Origin of the sequence: Thermus caliditerrae (assembly GCF_021462525.1) — a bacterium.
GTDB classification, from domain to species: domain Bacteria; phylum Deinococcota; class Deinococci; order Deinococcales; family Thermaceae; genus Thermus; species Thermus caliditerrae.
In genome coordinates this window covers 21,281-36,980 of the sequence record NZ_JAKEDT010000019.1, presented here as the reverse complement: position 1 = coordinate 36,980, position 15,700 = coordinate 21,281, and the positions used below count along the sequence as shown (strand labels likewise).

Below are 15,700 nucleotides of genomic sequence, written 5' to 3'. Positions count from 1 at the left end.
CCCGTCTTGGCGCAAGCCACGACGGGGTACGTAAGCCCAGGGCTCAGAGGATTTCCAGGGCCAGCTTTTCCCCCTCCTGGGGGACCCCGGCGGGGTAGCGGCCGTTAAAGCAGGCGAGGCAGACCGGTCCTCCGATGGCCCGCCTGACCCCCTCCTCGGAGAGGAAGGCCAGGGTGTTCGCCCCGATGTAGGCCCGGATCTCCTCCACGCTCTTTTCCGCGGCGATGAGCTCCTTGCGGGCGGCGGTGTCGATGCCGTAGTAGCAGGGGAAGCGGATGGGGGGGCTGCTGACGCGGAAGTGGACCTCCTTGGCCCCGGCCTCCTTCAGAAGGGCCACGATGTGGCGGCTGGTGGTGCCCCGCACGATGGAGTCGTCGATGAGCACCACCCGCTGGCCCCGCACCGCCGAGGTGGGGGAGAGCTTGAGGCGCGTTTTAAGATCCCGCAGGGCCTGGGTGGGCTGGATGAAGGTGCGCCCCGCGTAGGGGTTCTTGTAGAGGCCGTACTCCAGGGGAAGGCCCGAGGCTTTGGCGTAGCCCACCGCCGCCCCTATGCCCGAGTCCGGCACCGGCACCACGATGTCGGCCTCTGCAGGGGCTTCCCGGAAGAGCTCCATGCCCATGCGCACCCGGGCCTCGTAGGCCTCCACCCCGTCCAGCGGGCTGTCGGGCCGGGCGAAGTAGATCCACTCAAAAGCGCAAGGGGTGGGGTCGGCTGGGAGGACCTGGAGGCTTTTCAGCTCCCCTTCCTCCACCCAGACCATTTCCCCTGGGCGCACGTCCCTGAGGTACTCCGCCCCCATGAGGGTGAGGGCCGGGGGCTCGGAGGCGAAGGCGTAGCCTTGGGGCAGCTTGCCGATGGCCAGGGGCCTTACCCCGTGAGGGTCGCGCAGGGCCACCAGGGTTTTGCGGTCCATGAGGAGGATGGAGTACCCCCCCTCGAGGGCCTTCATGGTCTCGGCTGCGGCTTGGGGGAGGGGGAGGTGGGCCAGGCGGGCGATGAGGAGGAGCATCACCTCGGTGTCCGAGGTGCTTTGGAAGGTGGCTCCCTCCAGGAGGAGGCGGTCCCGGAGGGGCTTGGCGTTGGTGAAGTTGCCGTTGTGGGCGATGGCCAAGACCCCGTGGGCGGTGCGGGCGGTGAGGGGCTGGGCGTTGAAGCGGAGGTTGGAGCCGGTGGTGGAGTAGCGGGCGTGGGCCAGGCCCAGCCGGGCTTCCCCGAGGCGCAAGCGGGCCAGGCGCTCCTCGGTAAAGACCTGGTTCACCAGGCCCAGGTCCTTCTCCACCAGGAACTCCTTCCCGTCGGAAACGGCGATGCCCGCGGCCTCCTGCCCCCGGTGCTGAAGGGCAAGTAGACCCAGGTGCAAGAGGCCCGCCGCGTCCAGGGGGGTCCGGCTCCAGACCCCTAAGACCCCGCACTCCTCCTGTGGCTTATCCATCCAGCACCTCCCGCAAGGGCCTCTGCCAGGCGGCGAGAAGTTGGCGCACCTCCCACTCTAGCACCCCTTTAGGGGTCAGGACCGTGAGGGTCTCTCCCCCGGTCTCCCCCAGGACGCGGTAGGGGAGGCCGCGCTCCTCGAGGCGGAGGGCCGCCTCCTGGAGGCTTGCCTTGGGCACGGTGAAGAGGACGCGGCTGGCTCCTTCGCCGAAGAGGGTGGCCAGACCTGCATCCCGCACCTCCACCGTGCCCCCCAGGCCGTAGGGGAAGGTCATCTCCGCCAGGGCCACCAGGAGGCCCCCCTCCGCCAGGTCGTGGGCGGTCTGGGTGAGGCCTAAGGCGATGAGCTCCCGGATGGCCTCCTGCACCTGGCGCTCCCGCAGGAGGTCCAGCCTGGGGGGGTGGCCCAGCTCCTGCCCGGTGAGGAGGTAGAGCACCTCGCTCCCCCCAAGCTCCCCCGCCTCCTCCCCGATGAGGACGATGGCCTCCCCAGGGCGCCTAAAGCCCATCTCCGCCCGCTTCCTGATGTCCAAGACCCCCACCACCCCCACCATGGCCGTGGGGGGGATGCGCCGCCCGCCGCTTTCGTTGTAGAGGGAGACGTTCCCGGAAACCACCGGCACCCCCAAGGCCTCGCTGGCCTCCCTGAGGCCGGCGATGGTCTCCTGGAGCTCAAAGTAGCCCTCCGGGGTTTCTGGGCTTCCCAGGTTGAGGCCGTCGGTGTAGGCGAGGGGCCTTCCCCCCACCACGCTCACGTTGCGGCAGGCCTCCGCCAGGGCGTGCATGGCCCCAAGCCGGGGGTGGAGGCGGCTGTAGCGGGGGTTGTGGTCCACCTTGGCGGCGATGCCCAGGTTTGTGCCCTTCACCCACAAGACCGCCGCGTCCCCCTTGCCTGGGACCAGAGCGGTGCGGGTGCCCACCTGGTGGTCGTAGCGCTCGTAGACCGCCTCCCGGCTGGCGAGGTTGGGAGAGGCCAGGAGCCGGGGCAGCACTTCTTTGGGGTCGGCCTCGAGGGGAGGCAGGGGGGTTTCCCGGAGCCTGCGGATCTCCGGGTCTTCCTGGGCCAGGCGCACGTAGGTGGGGGCTTCCGCCAGGGCCTCCGTGGGCACCTCGGCCACCACCTCGCCCCCGAAGAGGACGCGGAAGACCCTCTCGGGGATGGTCTTGGCCACGGGCACGCAGTCCAGGCCCCAGCGCTGGAAGACCGCCTCCAGCTCCTTCTCCTTCCCCTCCTTGGGCACCAGGACCATGCGCTCCTGGCTTTCCGAGAGGAGGAGCTCGATGGGCCCCATCCCTGCCTCCCGGGTGGGGACCTGGTCCAGGTGGAGCTCCACCCCCAGGCCCGACTTGTGGGCGAGCTCCGAGAGGCTACTGGTGAGCCCTGCTGCCCCCATGTCCTGCACGCCTTCCACCAGGTCCCGCTCGATGGCCTCGAGGGTGGCCTCCATGAGAAGCTTTCCCAGGAAGGGGTCCCCCACCTGCACCGCTGGCCGGTCCTCCTCCTTGTCCTCGGCAAGCTCCCGGCTGGCGAAGGCCGCCCCACCGATCCCGTCCCTGCCCGTCTTGGCCCCGGCGTAGTAGACGGGCCGCCCCAAGGAGGCCCGGCTCCGCCGCAGGTGCTCCTCCTTCAGGAGGCCGAGGCACATGGCGTTTACCAGGGGGTTTTCCCGGTAGCCCTCGTGGAAGTAGAGGTCCCCGCCCACCGTGGGCACCCCGATGGCGTTGCCGTAGTGGGCGATGCCGGAGACCACCCCCTTGAGGAGGTAGCGGCTACGGGCCTCCTCCGGGGGGCCAAAGCGCAGGGAGTCCAGGAGGGCGATGGGCCGGGCCCCCATGCTCATGATGTCCCGGAGGATCCCCCCCACCCCAGTGGCGGCTCCCTGGAAGGGCTCCACCGCCGAGGGGTGGTTGTGGCTCTCGATCTTGAAGGCCACTGCCCACCCCTCCCCGAGGCGCACCACGCCCGCGTTCTCCCCGGGCCCCTGGAGGACCGCCTCCCCCTCCTTGGGGAGCTCCTTCAGGAGGGGGCGGGAGTTCTTGTAGGCGCAGTGCTCGCTCCACATCACCTTGAAGAGGAAGAGCTCCACCCGGTTGGGCTCCCGCCCGAGCCGCTTTTGGATCTCCCGGTACTCCTCCTCGGGGATGCCGATTTCCTTGGCGAAGGCTTCCATCACTCCAGAAGGGGTAGGAGCTCGCGGTGGTCCCGCACCTTGGCCGTGGGCTTCACCTCCCCGTTCACCTCCCGGTGGCCCACGTACTGCACGGCGAAGGGGTAGCCGGTGGCGAAGGCCCCCCGGATATCGGTCTGGGGCAGGTCGCCCACGTGCAGGGCCTCCTCCGGGGCCACGCCCAGGGCCTCGAGGGCCGCCCTGAAGGCCTCGGGCTTGGGCTTCACGAACCCCGTCTCGTCGGAGAAGCTGTAGGCTTGGAACACGTCCAGGCCCTGCCGCCTCAGGTGCTCCCGCAGGAGGCGGCCCGGGGTCATGCCGGTGTCGGAGACCAGGCCCAGGGGGTACTTCTTGGCCAGCTCCTTCAGCACCCCTACCCCAGGGAGGGGTTTGAGGTCGGCCAGGAGGGAGCTTTCCTCCAGCTTCCTGGCGGTAAGGGCGATGAGCCCGGGGTCGTGGGGGGCTCCCAGGAGGGCGAAGATGCGGGCCACCCGGTCGTAGACGCTCATGTGCTCCCCCGCCTTCCAAGCCTCCTCAAAGGCCAAAGCGGCCTGCCGGTAGGCCTCCCGCACCTCGTGCTCCTCCGCGGGGTGCCCCGCTTCGGAGAGGGCGTCCAGGAGGATTTCGTACCGGGCGGGCATGACCCTTTCCAAAAACGCTTCCCCCTCGGTGAAGAGGGTGCCCCAGAAGTCAAAGGTGATGGCCTTGGGTTTCATCGCGCTACCTCCTCCACAAGCCCCAGAAAGAGGGGCAGTCCGTCGGTGCCGCCCAGGACCTCGTCCACCGCCCGCTCGGGGTGGGGCATCATGCCCAGGACGTTGCCCTTCTCGTTCACGATGCCGGCGATGTCGTTCAGGCTCCCGTTGGGGTTGTAGTCCCCTTCGCCCCTTAGGGGGGCGTAGCGGAAGACCACCTGGCCTTCCCCTTCCAGCCTTTCCAGGGTTTCGGGGTCCGCGTAGTAGCGCCCTTCGGCGTGGGCGATGGGCAGGCGCAGGACCTGCCCCTTCTGGTAGAGGCGGGTGAAGGGGAGGTCGGTGCGCTCCACCCGCACCCCCACCTCCTTGCAGGTGAAGTGCAGGTTCAGGTTGGCCAGCAACGCCCCCGGCAAAAGCCCGGCCTCGGTGAGGACCTGGAAGCCGTTGCACACCCCGATGACCGGCCTCCCCTCCCGGGCGAAGCGGGCCACCTCCGCCATCACCGGGCTCTTGGCGGCCAAGGCCCCGGCCCTGAGGTAGTCCCCGTAGCTGAAGCCCCCGGGGAGGAAGACCCCGTCAAAGCCCTTTAGGCTTGTTTCCGTGTGCCACACGTACTCCGCCCTGAGGCCCGCCTTGGTGAGGGCGAAGCGGGTGTCCTCGTCGCAGTTGGAGCCGGGGAAGCGGACGATGGCCCACTTCATGAGAGTTCCTTTAAGGCCTCCAGGGTAAAGACCTCCATCACCGGGTTGGCGAGGAGCTTCCCCATGGCCTTGGCCTTTTCCTCGGCCTGCAGGAGGTTCTCCGCCTGGAAGACCACCTCCAGGACCTTTCCTACCCGCACCCCTTCCACCGGGTGGCCGAGGCCCTTTAGGACGCCCTCCACCGCCCGGCCTTGCGGGTCCAGGATGCCCTCTTTCAGCTCGATGAGCAAGGTGGCTTGGTATCTCGGCATGGCTAGACCTTTTCGGGTTCGGAAAGAACGCGCCTGAGCACCTCCTGGTAAGCCTCCTCCACGCCCCCCAGGTCCTTGCGGAAGCGGTCTTTGTCCATGGGTTCCCCCGTCTTCTGGTCCCAAAGGCGCATGGTGTCGGGGGAGATCTCGTCGGCGAGGAGAATCTCCCCATTCCTTTTGCCGAACTCCAGCTTGAAGTCGATGAGGTCCAGGCCCCTTGGGGCGAAGAAGGCCCGAAGGAGCTCCCCCACCCTCAGGGTGGTGGCCTTCACCTGGGCGAGCTCCTCCTCCTCCGCCAGCCCCAGGGCCAAAATGGCCTCCGGGCAGATCAAGGGATCGCCCAGGGCGTCGCTTTTGAGGGAGAACTCCACCAGGGGGTTCTTCAAGGGGATGCCCTCCTGCACCCCGTAGCGCTTGGCGAAGCTCCCCGCCGCCCGGAAGCGGAGGATGACCTCGAGGGGGAGGATCTCCACCCTTAGGACCCGCATCTCCCGCTCGGAGAGCTCCTCCAGGAAGTGGGTCTTTACCCCGTGGCCCTCCAGGTAGCGGAAGAGGACGGCGGAAACCCTGTTGTTCACCACCCCCTTGCCCGGGATGAGGCCCCGCTTCTGGGCGTTGAAGGCGGTGGCCTCGTCCTTGAAGTAGACCCGTAAGGTGTCCTCCCCCTCGGGGTAGAGGATCTTGGCCTTGCCCTCGTAGAGCTTTTCCATGCGCCTCCTTAGGGACTCGGGTCCCGTCTGGCCTCTATTTTAGCCCAGGAGGGGCTACACTGAAGGCATGCCCTTGTCCCTGGACCTTCTACGCCCCATCGGGGAAAGGGAGCTTTGGCTCCTCTCGGAGCGCAATTGCGGCTATCAACTGGAGCTTTCGCCGGAAGGGAGGCTTTGGGTGAGTCCCACAGGAGGGCAAAGCGGCCGTCGCAGCCTTCAGCTGGCCTTGTGGTAGACCCCTAAAGGCCAAAGCGGGCGTAGATGGCGTCCACGTGCCTGAGGAAGGGTTCCGGGTCAAAGAGGGCTTTCAGGGCCTCCCCCTTCAAGGGGTTTTCTGGGTCTTCTTCCAGGAGCGTCCGGAAGTCCCGGCCCTCCTCCCAGCTCCGTAGCGCGTTGCGTTGCACGATGGCGTAGGCCTTATCCCGGGGAAGGCCCTTCTGAATGAGGGCGTTCAGCACCTGCTGGGAGTAGATGAGGCCGCGGGTGAGGTCCAGGTTGCGCTTGAGGTTTTCCTCAAAGACCACCAGGCCCGCCAGGATGCCCCTAAGCCGCCTCAGGGCGTAGTGGGCTGCGGTGGTGGCGTCGGGGAGGACGACGCGCTCCACGGAGGAGTGGGAGATGTCCCGCTCGTGCCAGAGGGCGATGTTTTCCAGGGCGGGCCCTAAGTAGCCCCGGAGAAGCCTCGCCATCCCCGTGAGGTTTTCCAGGCCCACGGGGTTTTTCTTGTGGGGCATGGAGGAGCTTCCCGTCTGCCCTTCGCGGAAGGGCTCTTGCGCCTCCAGCACCTCGGTGCGCTGCAGGTGCCTTAGCTCCACCGCCACCCTTTCCAGGTTGCTTCCCAGGAGGGCCAGGGCGGCCAGCACCTCCCCGTGCCGGTCCCTAGGCACCACCTGGGTGGAAAGGGGTTCGGGCTTTAGGCCGAGCCGCCTCGCCACGTGGGCTTCCACCTCTGGGGGCACGTGGGCGTAGTTCCCCACGGAGCCCGAGAGCATGGCCACCCCGATGGCCTCCTGGGCTCGCCTTAGCCTTTCCTCGTCCCTCCCAAAGGCGGCGTAAAAGCTCAGGAAGCGGAGGCCGAAACTGGTGGGTTCGGCGTGGACCCCGTGGGTGCGGGCGATGGCGGGGGTGCGCCGGTAGCGGAGGGCCAGGCGCTTGAGCTCCTCCTGCACCCCCCTAAGCTCCTCCAGGATCAGGTCCAGGGCCTGCACCAGGAGGGCGTTTTGGGCGGTGTCCACCACGTCGGAGCTGGTGAGGCCCAGGTGCAGGTACCGCCCCACCTCCTCGTCTCCCGTCCACTCCACCAGGGCCCGGGTGAAGGCCACGATGTCGTGGCGGGTGGCTTCCTCTATTTCCGCCACCCGCTGGGCGAAGCCTTCGTCCAGGGGCTTTTCCTCAAGCCGCTTTAGGAGCCTGGCTGCCAGGCCCTTAGGCACCTGGCCCAGGGCCTCCCAGGCCTCGAGGGCGTAGGCCTCCACCAGGGCCCAGGTGCGGTAGCGGCTTTCCTCCGACCACAGCCGGGCCATTTCCGGGGTTTGGTAGCGGGGCACCATGCCCTAAGGGTACTAGAAGGGCAGGGTGAGGGCGAAGTCCGCCCGGTAGCCTTCCCCTTCCGGCCTTAGGTTAAGGAGCAGGTCCGCGCGAAAAATCCCGTCCTGGCGGTTGCCGATGCGGGGCATTCCCCTTTCCGCGTAAGGGGGTTGGGCGTAAACCTGGCGCTGGGCTTCCTCGGGGAAGAAAAGCTGGGTGGCGAAGCTTCGGCCTCCTGCTTCCACCCTGAGGTGCAGGTGGGGGGTGCGGCTTGGGTACCAGCCGGGGAAGAGGGTGAGGAACTCCGCCTGGCCCTGGTTGTCCGTGGGCTGCCAGCCCCGGCAGAAGACCCCGGGGGCGTTCACCCCCGAGTAACGGCCCAGGGCGTCCGTGTGCCAGAGGTCCACCCGGGCGCCCTCGAGGGGTCGGCAGGCGCGGTCCTGCACCCGGAGGGTAAGCCGAAGGGGGATCCCGGGGAGCCCTTCCCTCAAGTCCCTCCGCCGGGGTACCTCCCTAAGGTAGTAGGGCCCTTCCGTGAGGGCTGGGGTGGGCGGGCACTGGGCCCGGGCCAGGGGCAGGGAAAGGAAAAGCCCTAAGAGGGAGCGCCGCTTCATTTTCGCCTCAAGCTGAGGTCCACCTCCAGCCGGATGCGGTTCTCCACGCTGAGGACCACCGCCACCCTGGGCTGGACCAGCTTGAACTTTTCAAAGGGAAACTCGGTTCTAAGGACCACCCGCACCTCCTGGCCCTTGAACTCCGCCTCCCCCTCCCAGGCCACCTCCTCGGTAACGTCCCGTATTGTGAGCTCTCCCACCACCCGCACGGGGAACTTGCCGCTTTGGGGCAGGGGGTTGGGCAGGCCCTCCACCGCCTTGGGGCGGAAGATGGCGGTGGGGAAGCGGTCCGTCTGCAAGGTGTTTTGCCTGAGGTAGTTGTCCCGGCGGGTTTGGTCGCTTTTGAGCTCCCGCAGGTCCACCACGAACTCCCCGCTGGCCCGCCCCTCCTGCAGGCTCACCTGGCCCCTCACCGCCTTGGTGGTGCCCACCGCATCGGTGATGCCGATCTGCACCAGTTGTTCCCGCACCCGATAACGAGCCTCCCCGGAGGCTACCTCAAAACTTTGGGCCAGGGCGGTAAGGGAAAGGACCTGAACCAGGGCCAACCATCGCATGCCATCACCCCCTGTGGCGCTACGAAAAGCGTAGCATGGGCTGGTTAGCCTTGGGTTAGAGGCGGCGGGTATAGACTTGGGCCATGCTCCGGGCCGTGTTCTTTGACGTGGGCAACACCCTCATTCTGGCCAGCCCCCGCTTCTGGCTTCTGCCCTTCCTGGAAGAGCGGGGACTCAAACCCGCCAAAGACCCCAGGGCTGCGGCCTTGGAAGCTTTCCGCTTTTACGAGGCGCACCACCTGGAGGCCCGCGACCTGGAGACGGCCCTAGGGCTTTGGCGGGAGTTTCATCGCAGGCTCTTTACGGGCATGGGCCTCGAGGCCCACGCCGAGGCCCTCTCCCGCGAGCTGGTGGAAAACTGGAAGAACCCGCGGTTTTGGCCGGTGGTGCCCGGGGCCCACGCCACCTTGGAGGCCCTAAGGCGGCGGGGCTATGCCCTGGCGGTGGTTTCCAACTGGGACGCCACCCTGCCGGAGATCCTGGAGGTGGTGGGCTTAAGACCTTACTTCCAGCACCTTTCGGTGAGCGCCCTTTCCGGGGCGGCCAAGCCCGATCCCAGGCTCTTCCACGAGGCCCTTTCGGCCTTGGGCGTGGCCCCGGAGGAGGCGGTGCACGTGGGGGACTCGGAGGCGGACCTCCTGGGGGCCCGGGGGGCGGGGGTCAGGCCCCTGCTCTTCGACCCCTCGGGGGAGAACCCGGAGGCCCTCCACCGGCTGGAAGCGGTGCTAGACTACCTGCCATGAGCGTGCGGCGGGCCATCTGGGGGGAGAAGGAGGAGGCCATAGAGAGGTCCCTGCGGGAGGTGGACGAGGACCTCTTCCGCTACATCCGGGACTTCGCCTACGAGGAGGTCCTGGCCCGACCAGGGCTGGACCTGAAGACCCGGGAACTTCTCGCCATCACCGCCCTCATCGCCCTGGGTAGCCCCAAGGAGCTGGCCACCCACCTGGAGGGGGCCTTGCGGGTGGGGGCCACTGAGGAGGAGGTGCGGGAGGCCATCCTGCAGTCCGCCCTCTTCCTGGGCTTTCCCCGGGCGCTGGCCGCCATGAAGCTCTTTCACAAGGTGCTCAAGGGCCGTGGTGCTCCTCACGAGGGGGAAGGATAGGGCGCTTTTGGAAAGGCTCGCCGCCTTGGGCATAGAGGCGGTGGAGGTGGCCCTGTTGGAGCAGGTGGACCTGCCGGCGCTGAAGGAGCTACCCGGAAAACTCCCTGCGGCCCACTGGGTGGCCGTCACCTCCAAGGAGGGGGCCAGGCGGCTGCTTTTTGCCTGGGAAAGGGCGGGAAGGCCCCCCCTTAAGGTGGCGGCGGTGGGGGAGGGAACGGGGGAGGTCCTGCGGGCAGGGGGGCTCCCCCCGGCCTTCGTCCCGGGAAGGGCCACGGCCAAGGACTTGGCAGAAGCCTTCCCGAAGGCGGAGAGGGTGCTCTTTGTGGCCGGGGACCTGGCGGGGCGGGACCTGGAGGTGGGGCTCCGCGGGCGGGGCATCCCGGTGGAGCGCCTCGAGGTCTACGCCACCCGGGAGCGGGCCCTGGCCCCGGAAGAGGTGGCCCTTCTGGAGCGGGCGGAGGTGGTGGCCTTCTTTAGCCCCAGCGGGGTGAGGGCCTTCACCCGCTGGACCCCAAGGCGGCCCAAGGCGGCCTGCATCGGCCCCAGCACCGCGGAAGAGGCCAGGCGGCTGGGCTTTCCCGTGGTGGCGGCGGAGCCCCCAGGCTTGGAGGGCCTTGTTCAAGCCATCTTCCGGGCCCTTTCATAAGGGCTTCCTCAAGGCTTGAGGGATTTCCGTTCCTTCTGGGATGGCGTATACTGGCGGGAGCCTATGGCCCTGCCCCTCTACTTGGTGGGCCTTAATCACAAGACCGCTCCCGTGGAGGTGCGGGAGCGGGCGGCCTTGGACCCGGTGGTGGCCCTGCCCGCCGCCCTGAGGACCCTGGGCAAGGGGGTGGCCCTTTCCACCTGCAACCGCACGGAGGTCTACGGACTGGGAAGCCCGCTAGCCGCCAAGGCCCTCCTCTTGGAACGGGGGGTGGAGGGACGCCACCTCTACGTGAGGGAGGGGGTGGAGGCCTTGCGCCACCTCTTCCGGGTGGCGGCGGGGCTGGACTCCTTGGTGGTGGGAGAGGCCCAGATCCTGGGCCAGGTGCGGGAGGCCCTTTTCTTGGCCCGGAAATACGGGGCCACGGAAAGCCTCCTGGAGAAGGCCTTCCAGTCGGCCATCGCCCTGGGCAAGCGGGCCCGGAGCGAGACGGGCATCGGGGCGGGGGCGGTGAGCGTGGCCTACGCCGCCCTGGACCTGGCCCTGGCGGTCTACGGGGACCTCACGGGGCTCGTGGTGGCCGTTTTGGGGGCGGGGGAGATGGCCGAGCTCTTCCTCACCCACCTGAAGGCCCAAGGGGTGGGCCGGGTCCTGGTGGTGAACCGAACCCCCGAAAGGGCCGAGGCCCTGGCGGAGCGCTTCGGCGGGGAGGCCTACCCCCTCACCGCCCTCCCCGAGGTCCTGCGCCAGGCGGATTTGGTGGTGGCCTCCGCCGCCGCGCCCCACTACCTGGTGCGCCCGGAGGACTTGCCCAGAAGGGCCAAGCCCCTCTTCCTCATCGACATCGCCCTGCCCCGGAATATCCACCCAGGGGTAGGCAGGCTCCCCCACGCCTACCTCTACAACCTGGACGACCTGGAAAGGGTGGTGGAGAGGAACCTAAAAGCCCGCCAGGGGGAGGTGCCCAAGGTGGAGGCCCTCATCGAGCAGGCCCTGGGAGACTATTTGGAGTGGTATGCGGGCCACCGGGTGCGGGAGGCCATCCGGGCCTTGGAAGAGCGGTTTTTCCGGGAAGTGGCCCGGGAGCTCCCCCACGCCGACCCCCTCACCTGGCACAAGGAGGCGGGCCGCCGGGCCCATCCCTGGATCCTGGCCCTGAAGGCCAGGAGCCGGGACTTCCTCCAGGGGCCTCCTTGCCCCAGGGAGTGCCCCCTTTTGGCCTTCCGCCCACCTAGGCCATGATCCTCCCCTCCTTCTTGGCTGTCGCCGGGCTTCTCCTTTTGGCCCTGGGGCTTTTCTGGCCTCGAGGCCTGGCCCTGGGGGCCGCTTTCTACCTGGGGGCCGCCCTGGCCGATGCCCTCGCCAAGGGGTTCTTCGCTGGACCGGCCCAGCCCGCCCTGGTCCTGGGGGGGCTTCTGGCCCTACGGGGGGAAACCCTCCTCCTCCGGCCCAGGCTTGCCCCCTTGCGTCGCTACTTGCTCCTCCTTGCCCTTTTCCTGGGGCTTTTTGCCCTCAAGGCCCTGCCCCACGACGCTGGCCGCCTTCCCCTCTTCCTCACCCTGGTCCACGCGGGGGCCTTTTTGACGGCCTACCTGGCCCTGGCGGTGGGGGTGGGGGCGGGGACCATGTGCGCCCTGCAGGACCTGCGCCTCCGGGCCGCTCCGGAAAAGGCCCTGCTTTCTGCCCCCCTTTGGAGCCTGCGCCGCCTGGAGCAGGGCTACCTCAAGGTGGGCTACCTGGCCACCACCTTGGGCCTGGGAAGCGGCATGGCCTGGGCCTGGGGCTACTTCGGCAGCCCCCTGGCCCTGGACCCCAAGGAGGTCTCCGTTCTCCTGGCCTGGCTCCTCCTCACCGCCTACTTCCTCTTGGAGGAAAGGCTTCGGGGCTACCCGCGCATGGGGCTTCTCCTCCTGGCCTACGCCCTCCTCCTCTTCGCCTTCTTGGGGGCGCCCTTCCTGGGGTCCCGGCACCCCTCGAGGTTGGGCTTTTAGATATGTCAAGCTAAACTTGACAGATTATAAAGCCATGCCTTACACTCTGAGGTAAGGAGGTGAGGCATGGGCGGGTTTGGGCTGGACCTGGAGGCGGCCAAGGAGCGGTACCGGGAGCTCCTTGCAGAAGCCCAGCGGGAGCGGCTTCTTCGGCCCCTTAGAACCCCTTGGCGGAGGCGGCTCGCCCGTTGGTTCCGCCTCTTGGCCGTATGGCTGGAGCCCAAGCCTGCGGGATGGGGTATGGAGGAGGTCCGGCATGGAGGATAAGCGGCGCATCCTGGAGATGGTGCGGGAGGGGGTCCTCTCCCCCGAGGAAGCCCTGGAGCTGCTGGCGGTCCTCGAGAAGCAGCCAAGGCCGGAGGCGCCTGCGGCCCCCCCGGCCCCAGGCCATCCCCAGGTCCGGATCCTGGCCACGGGGGCTAACCTGGAGGTGCGTGGGCTGGGGGGCTTGGCCGAGCCGGAGGCGGAGGGCGGTGCCCTCCTGCGGGAAGGGGAAGGCTACGTGTACCGCGTGGCCTTTGGCGAAGGGGCGCTCCGGGTGCCGGAGGGGGCGTGGGTGGTCTTGGAGGCCAAGGGGAGTAAGGTGGAGCTTTCCCGAGTGGCCCTGAAGGGCCGGGCCCTGGGGGCCAACCTGGAGGGCGAGGCCCTGGTGGGGCTAGACCTGGAGGTGGTGGGAGGCAACCTGGAAGCAAGCCTCCTCCTCCGGGAGGGGGGGCACCGCCTCTCGGTCCGGGCGGGGAACGCTGAGCTCCGCTTCCTGCCGGGTTCGGACCTCCTTCTGGAGGCCCACGTGCGCTTGGGGCAGGTGGAGGCGGAGGGTCTTTGGCGCCCGGTGGCGGGCCCGGGAAGCTTCCGGGGCTTCCTGGGCGAGGGGCGGGCCCAGCTTACGGCCCGGGTGGTCATGGGCAACCTGGAACTGGAGGCCTGAGATGCAGGAGAAGCGGCGGGTCCTGGAGATGCTGAGGGCGGGGGAGATCGGGGTGGAGGAGGCCCTGGCCCTCCTGGAGGCGGTGGAGGGGCCCAAGTCCCTCACGAAGCCGGCGGCTAAGCTCTTGCGCGTGCGCATCCATGCCCAGGACAAGGGGAAGCCGGTGCGGGTGAACGTGAACCTTCCTTTGGCCCTGGTAGAGCTTCTGGAGAAGTTCCTGCCCGAGGAGGCCAAGCTGGCCCTGGCGGGCCGGGGGGTGAACCTCAAGGACCTCCTGGCCCTGGTGCGGGAGGGGGTGCCCGAGGGCAAGCTGGTGGAGATCGAGGCCGAGGAGGAGGGCCACCCGGTGCAGGTGCTGGTGGAGGTGGTGTGAGGCGGCTTCCCCCCTTGCGTCCCCGGTTCCTTTACCTGGTGGTGCGGGGGCCTTTCCCCTGGCCCCTGCCGGTGCTCCTTCCCCTCTTCGCCCTGGAGTGGACCCTCCTCGCCGTGCTTTTCCTCCTCAAAACCAAGGCCCTGCTCCGGGGGAGACCCCTCCGGGGGCTGCCCTTGAAGGGGGTTTTCGCCCTCCGGAGTTTGCCGCCTCTGGCCCTGATATGGGTAGCGGCCGAGGAGGTGGAGGTCAAGGTGGGACTATGGTGATCAGGCCCGTTCCCGTGCGTTGCCCGGCCTGCGAGGGGCCGCTGGCGGTGAAGGCCCTTTTCTGCCCGCAATGCGGCACCGAGGTGCACGGCCAGTTCGCCCTGAACGAGTTCGCCCTGTTGCCCAGGGAGCACCTGGACTTCCTTAGGCTTTTCGTGAAGACCCGGGGAAACTTGAAGGAGGTGGAACGCGTTCTTGGGGTTTCCTACCCCACGGTCCGGGCCCGGCTGGACGCTCTCCTCAAGGCCCTGGGCTACGAGGCGGAGGAGGAAAGGGGCGAGGAGCGCCTCGAGGTGCTGGAGGCCCTGCGGCGGGGGGAGATCACCGTGGAGGAGGCGGTGGCGCGGCTGAAGGGAGAGCGAAGCTGAAGGCCGTGCCCTGGCCCACCTCGCTTTCCACCCAGATCTCCCCCCCGTGGGCCTCGAGGATGGCCTTCACGATGGCCAGGCCCAGGCCCGAGCCTCCCCGCTCCCGGTCCCGGGCCTTGTCCACCCGGTAGAAGCGCTCAAAGAGGTGGGGGAGGTGCTCCTTGGGGATGCCCTCCCCGTCGTCCTCCACCCGCACCACCACCTTCTCCCCCAGGTCAAAGGCCCTGAGCCAGATGTGCTGGGCCTTGGCCTTGATGGCGTTGGAAAGAAGGTTGGCCAAGACCTGGTGGAGCCGGTCCGGGTCGCCTTGCACCCAAAGCTCCGGGGAGGCTTCCACCTCTATCTTCCCCTCAAAGCTTTTGCCAAACTCTTCCCTAACCTCCTCCAGGAGGTCCAAGACCCGCACGGGCACGGGCTCCATGCGCCAGGTGCCGCTTTGGGAGAGCTCCAGGAGGTCGGAAACCAGCTTCCCCATGCGCTCCGCCTCCCGCTTCACCACCTCCAGGCTTTCCTTCTGCGCCTCCGTGAGGGGGGTGCGCCGGAGGAGGTAGCCCACGTGCCCCAGGATGGCGGTAAGGGGGGTGCGGAGCTCGTGAGAGGCGTCCTGGAGGAAGCGGGTTTGGGCTTCAAAGGCCTTTTGCATGCGGGAGAGCATGCCGTTTAAGGCCCGCACTAAAGCCGCCACCTCGTCCTTCCCCTCGGGCTCGGGCAAGGCTTCGGGGCGTTCGGAGATGGCCTCGGCCCGCCTTGCCACCCATTCCAAGGGCTCCAGGGCCCGGGCCACCAGGTTCCGGGCCAGGAGGATGGAGAGGAGGAGGACCAGAAGGGCCGTGCCCGCGTAGATGCGGGCAAACTGGGCTAGGGTGCTTTCCAGGCTGTCTTCCGGGCGCCCCACCAGGAGGAGCCCCTTCCACGTGGTGCCCGAGAGGTTCACCTCCACCCGGCGGGCGTAGACCAGAAGGCGCAGGGGCGGGCCTTCCCGGGGAAGCTCGGCGTGGGCCCAGACCTCTCCCTGCTTCAGGAGGGCGTGGTAGTCGGCCTCCTTCAGGAGGAGGCGCTGGCTCCCCAGGGCCGGGCTCTTCTGCAGGCTGATGCCCCCCTCCCTGGCCAAAAGGGCCGGGTCTTCCTCGGGGAGGAGCTGGAGCTCGGCGTAGAGGCCTGCGGGAAGCCCGGCTTCCAGGAGGGCCTGCCCTCCCAGGTTGAGGAGGCGCACCACCTGGTTGCTGGCCTCCAGAAGCTCCAGGCGCAGGTTGCGGTAGAGGAAGCTTCGGAGAAGGCCCTCGAGGGCCAGCCCCAAAACCAGCAGGGTGGCGAGGAGGAGGCCCGCGGTGAGGAGGGTGATGCGGGTGCGCAGGGTCATGGAGGG

General features: G+C 68.4%; 21 protein-coding genes. 11 read left to right on the top strand and 10 right to left on the bottom strand.

Annotated features, from left to right (window positions below; genetic code table 11):
- Window positions 1-43: 43 nt before the first annotated feature.
- From purF to purC, 6 genes are read right to left on the bottom strand one after another with little or no spacing between them, the layout of a single operon-like run.
- Window positions 44-1,435 carry an amidophosphoribosyltransferase gene (gene purF, locus L1088_RS09920; protein ID WP_234554866.1) on the bottom strand — a complete coding sequence of 464 codons (1,392 nt, stop codon included), beginning with the start codon at window positions 1,433-1,435 and terminating at the stop codon, window positions 44-46.
- Complete coding sequence (gene purL / locus L1088_RS09915; protein ID WP_234554865.1) at window positions 1,428-3,605, bottom strand: phosphoribosylformylglycinamidine synthase subunit PurL; 2,178 nt, start codon at window positions 3,603-3,605, stop codon at window positions 1,428-1,430. The genes purF and purL overlap by 8 nt, the downstream gene beginning before the upstream one ends.
- Window positions 3,605-4,318, bottom strand: a complete 714-nt coding sequence (locus L1088_RS09910) for an HAD family hydrolase (protein ID WP_234554864.1) — start codon at window positions 4,316-4,318, stop codon at window positions 3,605-3,607. Before L1088_RS09910 ends, purL begins: the two co-directional genes overlap by 1 nt.
- Window positions 4,315-4,998 carry a phosphoribosylformylglycinamidine synthase subunit PurQ gene (gene purQ, locus L1088_RS09905; protein WP_234554863.1) on the bottom strand — a complete coding sequence of 228 codons (684 nt, stop codon included), beginning with the start codon at window positions 4,996-4,998 and terminating at the stop codon, window positions 4,315-4,317. The genes L1088_RS09910 and purQ overlap by 4 nt, the downstream gene beginning before the upstream one ends.
- The gene (gene purS / locus L1088_RS09900; RefSeq protein WP_234554862.1) at window positions 4,995-5,249 is read right to left on the bottom strand and encodes a phosphoribosylformylglycinamidine synthase subunit PurS; all 255 of its coding nucleotides are present in this window, start codon (window positions 5,247-5,249) and stop codon (window positions 4,995-4,997) included. Before purS ends, purQ begins: the two co-directional genes overlap by 4 nt.
- Before the next feature lie 2 nt (window positions 5,250-5,251).
- The gene (gene purC, locus L1088_RS09895) at window positions 5,252-5,959 is read right to left on the bottom strand and encodes a phosphoribosylaminoimidazolesuccinocarboxamide synthase (RefSeq protein ID WP_038041339.1); all 708 of its coding nucleotides are present in this window, start codon (window positions 5,957-5,959) and stop codon (window positions 5,252-5,254) included.
- 67 nt (window positions 5,960-6,026) lie between these two features.
- On the opposite strand from purC, the gene L1088_RS09890 reads away from it, so the two are divergent.
- Window positions 6,027-6,194: a hypothetical protein gene (locus L1088_RS09890; protein ID WP_234554861.1), complete on the top strand. Its 168-nt coding sequence runs from the start codon at window positions 6,027-6,029 to the stop codon at window positions 6,192-6,194.
- 4 nt (window positions 6,195-6,198) lie between these two features.
- Here L1088_RS09890 and purB read toward each other — a convergent pair whose 3' ends face one another.
- Genes purB through L1088_RS09875 form a run of 3 tightly spaced genes read right to left on the bottom strand, consistent with a single transcriptional unit; the run spans window position 6,199 to window position 8,657 of the window.
- A complete protein-coding gene (gene purB / locus L1088_RS09885) occupies window positions 6,199-7,509 on the bottom strand; it encodes an adenylosuccinate lyase (RefSeq protein ID WP_234554860.1) in 1,311 nt (436 codons plus the stop codon).
- A gap of 12 nt (window positions 7,510-7,521) precedes the next feature.
- Window positions 7,522-8,100: an intradiol ring-cleavage dioxygenase gene (locus tag L1088_RS09880; protein ID WP_234554859.1), complete on the bottom strand. Its 579-nt coding sequence runs from the start codon at window positions 8,098-8,100 to the stop codon at window positions 7,522-7,524.
- The gene (locus L1088_RS09875; RefSeq protein WP_234554858.1) at window positions 8,097-8,657 is read right to left on the bottom strand and encodes a YceI family protein; all 561 of its coding nucleotides are present in this window, start codon (window positions 8,655-8,657) and stop codon (window positions 8,097-8,099) included. Before L1088_RS09875 ends, L1088_RS09880 begins: the two co-directional genes overlap by 4 nt.
- Before the next feature lie 83 nt (window positions 8,658-8,740).
- Between L1088_RS09875 and L1088_RS09870 the strand changes: the two genes are divergently transcribed.
- The 10 genes from L1088_RS09870 (at window position 8,741) to L1088_RS09825 (ending at window position 14,334) form a co-directional block, all read left to right on the top strand.
- Complete coding sequence (locus L1088_RS09870; protein WP_234554857.1) at window positions 8,741-9,400, top strand: HAD family hydrolase; 660 nt, start codon at window positions 8,741-8,743, stop codon at window positions 9,398-9,400.
- The gene (locus L1088_RS09865; RefSeq protein WP_234554856.1) at window positions 9,397-9,762 is read left to right on the top strand and encodes a carboxymuconolactone decarboxylase family protein; all 366 of its coding nucleotides are present in this window, start codon (window positions 9,397-9,399) and stop codon (window positions 9,760-9,762) included. The genes L1088_RS09870 and L1088_RS09865 overlap by 4 nt, the downstream gene beginning before the upstream one ends.
- Window positions 9,734-10,408: a uroporphyrinogen-III synthase gene (locus tag L1088_RS09860; RefSeq protein WP_234554854.1), complete on the top strand. Its 675-nt coding sequence runs from the start codon at window positions 9,734-9,736 to the stop codon at window positions 10,406-10,408. The genes L1088_RS09865 and L1088_RS09860 overlap by 29 nt, the downstream gene beginning before the upstream one ends.
- A gap of 63 nt (window positions 10,409-10,471) precedes the next feature.
- Window positions 10,472-11,650: a glutamyl-tRNA reductase gene (hemA, locus tag L1088_RS09855; RefSeq protein WP_234554853.1), complete on the top strand. Its 1,179-nt coding sequence runs from the start codon at window positions 10,472-10,474 to the stop codon at window positions 11,648-11,650.
- Window positions 11,647-12,399 (top strand): cytochrome c biogenesis protein CcsA, encoded by a 753-nt coding sequence (gene ccsA / locus L1088_RS09850; protein WP_234554852.1) that lies wholly within the window; start codon window positions 11,647-11,649, stop codon window positions 12,397-12,399. Before hemA ends, ccsA begins: the two co-directional genes overlap by 4 nt.
- 66 nt (window positions 12,400-12,465) lie before the next feature.
- Window positions 12,466-12,666 carry a hypothetical protein gene (locus tag L1088_RS09845; RefSeq protein WP_135259846.1) on the top strand — a complete coding sequence of 67 codons (201 nt, stop codon included), beginning with the start codon at window positions 12,466-12,468 and terminating at the stop codon, window positions 12,664-12,666.
- Window positions 12,656-13,327, top strand: a complete 672-nt coding sequence (locus L1088_RS09840) for an SHOCT-like domain-containing protein (protein WP_234554851.1) — start codon at window positions 12,656-12,658, stop codon at window positions 13,325-13,327. Before L1088_RS09845 ends, L1088_RS09840 begins: the two co-directional genes overlap by 11 nt.
- A 1-nt stretch (window position 13,328) precedes the next feature.
- Window positions 13,329-13,700, top strand: a complete 372-nt coding sequence (locus L1088_RS09835) for an SHOCT-like domain-containing protein (protein WP_135259845.1) — start codon at window positions 13,329-13,331, stop codon at window positions 13,698-13,700.
- A complete protein-coding gene (locus L1088_RS09830; protein ID WP_234554850.1) occupies window positions 13,697-13,966 on the top strand; it encodes a hypothetical protein in 270 nt (89 codons plus the stop codon). The genes L1088_RS09835 and L1088_RS09830 overlap by 4 nt, the downstream gene beginning before the upstream one ends.
- Window positions 13,960-14,334, top strand: coding sequence for a DUF2089 domain-containing protein (locus L1088_RS09825; RefSeq protein ID WP_135259843.1), 375 nt, complete (start codon window positions 13,960-13,962; stop codon window positions 14,332-14,334). Before L1088_RS09830 ends, L1088_RS09825 begins: the two co-directional genes overlap by 7 nt.
- On the opposite strand, the gene L1088_RS09820 is transcribed toward L1088_RS09825, so the two are convergent.
- On the bottom strand, window positions 14,288-15,694 hold the full coding sequence (locus L1088_RS09820) for a sensor histidine kinase (protein ID WP_234554849.1): 1,407 nt from the start codon (window positions 15,692-15,694) through the stop codon (window positions 14,288-14,290). The two genes, L1088_RS09825 and L1088_RS09820, sit on opposite strands and share 47 nt — an antisense overlap.
- Window positions 15,695-15,700: the final 6 nt, after the last annotated feature.

Excerpts from the sequence above, each read along its gene's own strand:
- purF (WP_234554866.1), bottom strand. The coding sequence starts at position 1,435 with ATGGATAAGCCACAGGAGGAGTGCGGGGTCTTAGGGGTCTGGAGCCGG.
- purL (WP_234554865.1), bottom strand. The coding sequence starts at position 3,605 with ATGGAAGCCTTCGCCAAGGAAATCGGCATCCCCGAGGAGGAGTACCGG.
- L1088_RS09910 (WP_234554864.1), bottom strand. The coding sequence starts at position 4,318 with ATGAAACCCAAGGCCATCACCTTTGACTTCTGGGGCACCCTCTTCACC.
- purQ (WP_234554863.1), bottom strand. The coding sequence starts at position 4,998 with ATGAAGTGGGCCATCGTCCGCTTCCCCGGCTCCAACTGCGACGAGGAC.
- purS (WP_234554862.1), bottom strand. The coding sequence starts at position 5,249 with ATGCCGAGATACCAAGCCACCTTGCTCATCGAGCTGAAAGAGGGCATC.
- purC (WP_038041339.1), bottom strand. The coding sequence starts at position 5,959 with ATGGAAAAGCTCTACGAGGGCAAGGCCAAGATCCTCTACCCCGAGGGG.
- L1088_RS09890 (WP_234554861.1), top strand. The coding sequence starts at position 6,027 with ATGCCCTTGTCCCTGGACCTTCTACGCCCCATCGGGGAAAGGGAGCTT.
- purB (WP_234554860.1), bottom strand. The coding sequence starts at position 7,509 with ATGGTGCCCCGCTACCAAACCCCGGAAATGGCCCGGCTGTGGTCGGAG.
- L1088_RS09880 (WP_234554859.1), bottom strand. The coding sequence starts at position 8,100 with ATGAAGCGGCGCTCCCTCTTAGGGCTTTTCCTTTCCCTGCCCCTGGCC.
- L1088_RS09875 (WP_234554858.1), bottom strand. The coding sequence starts at position 8,657 with ATGCGATGGTTGGCCCTGGTTCAGGTCCTTTCCCTTACCGCCCTGGCC.
- L1088_RS09870 (WP_234554857.1), top strand. The coding sequence starts at position 8,741 with ATGCTCCGGGCCGTGTTCTTTGACGTGGGCAACACCCTCATTCTGGCC.
- L1088_RS09865 (WP_234554856.1), top strand. The coding sequence starts at position 9,397 with ATGAGCGTGCGGCGGGCCATCTGGGGGGAGAAGGAGGAGGCCATAGAG.
- hemA (WP_234554853.1), top strand. The coding sequence starts at position 10,472 with ATGGCCCTGCCCCTCTACTTGGTGGGCCTTAATCACAAGACCGCTCCC.
- ccsA (WP_234554852.1), top strand. The coding sequence starts at position 11,647 with ATGATCCTCCCCTCCTTCTTGGCTGTCGCCGGGCTTCTCCTTTTGGCC.
- L1088_RS09845 (WP_135259846.1), top strand. The coding sequence starts at position 12,466 with ATGGGCGGGTTTGGGCTGGACCTGGAGGCGGCCAAGGAGCGGTACCGG.
- L1088_RS09840 (WP_234554851.1), top strand. The coding sequence starts at position 12,656 with ATGGAGGATAAGCGGCGCATCCTGGAGATGGTGCGGGAGGGGGTCCTC.
- L1088_RS09835 (WP_135259845.1), top strand. The coding sequence starts at position 13,329 with ATGCAGGAGAAGCGGCGGGTCCTGGAGATGCTGAGGGCGGGGGAGATC.
- L1088_RS09825 (WP_135259843.1), top strand. The coding sequence starts at position 13,960 with ATGGTGATCAGGCCCGTTCCCGTGCGTTGCCCGGCCTGCGAGGGGCCG.
- L1088_RS09820 (WP_234554849.1), bottom strand. The coding sequence starts at position 15,694 with ATGACCCTGCGCACCCGCATCACCCTCCTCACCGCGGGCCTCCTCCTC.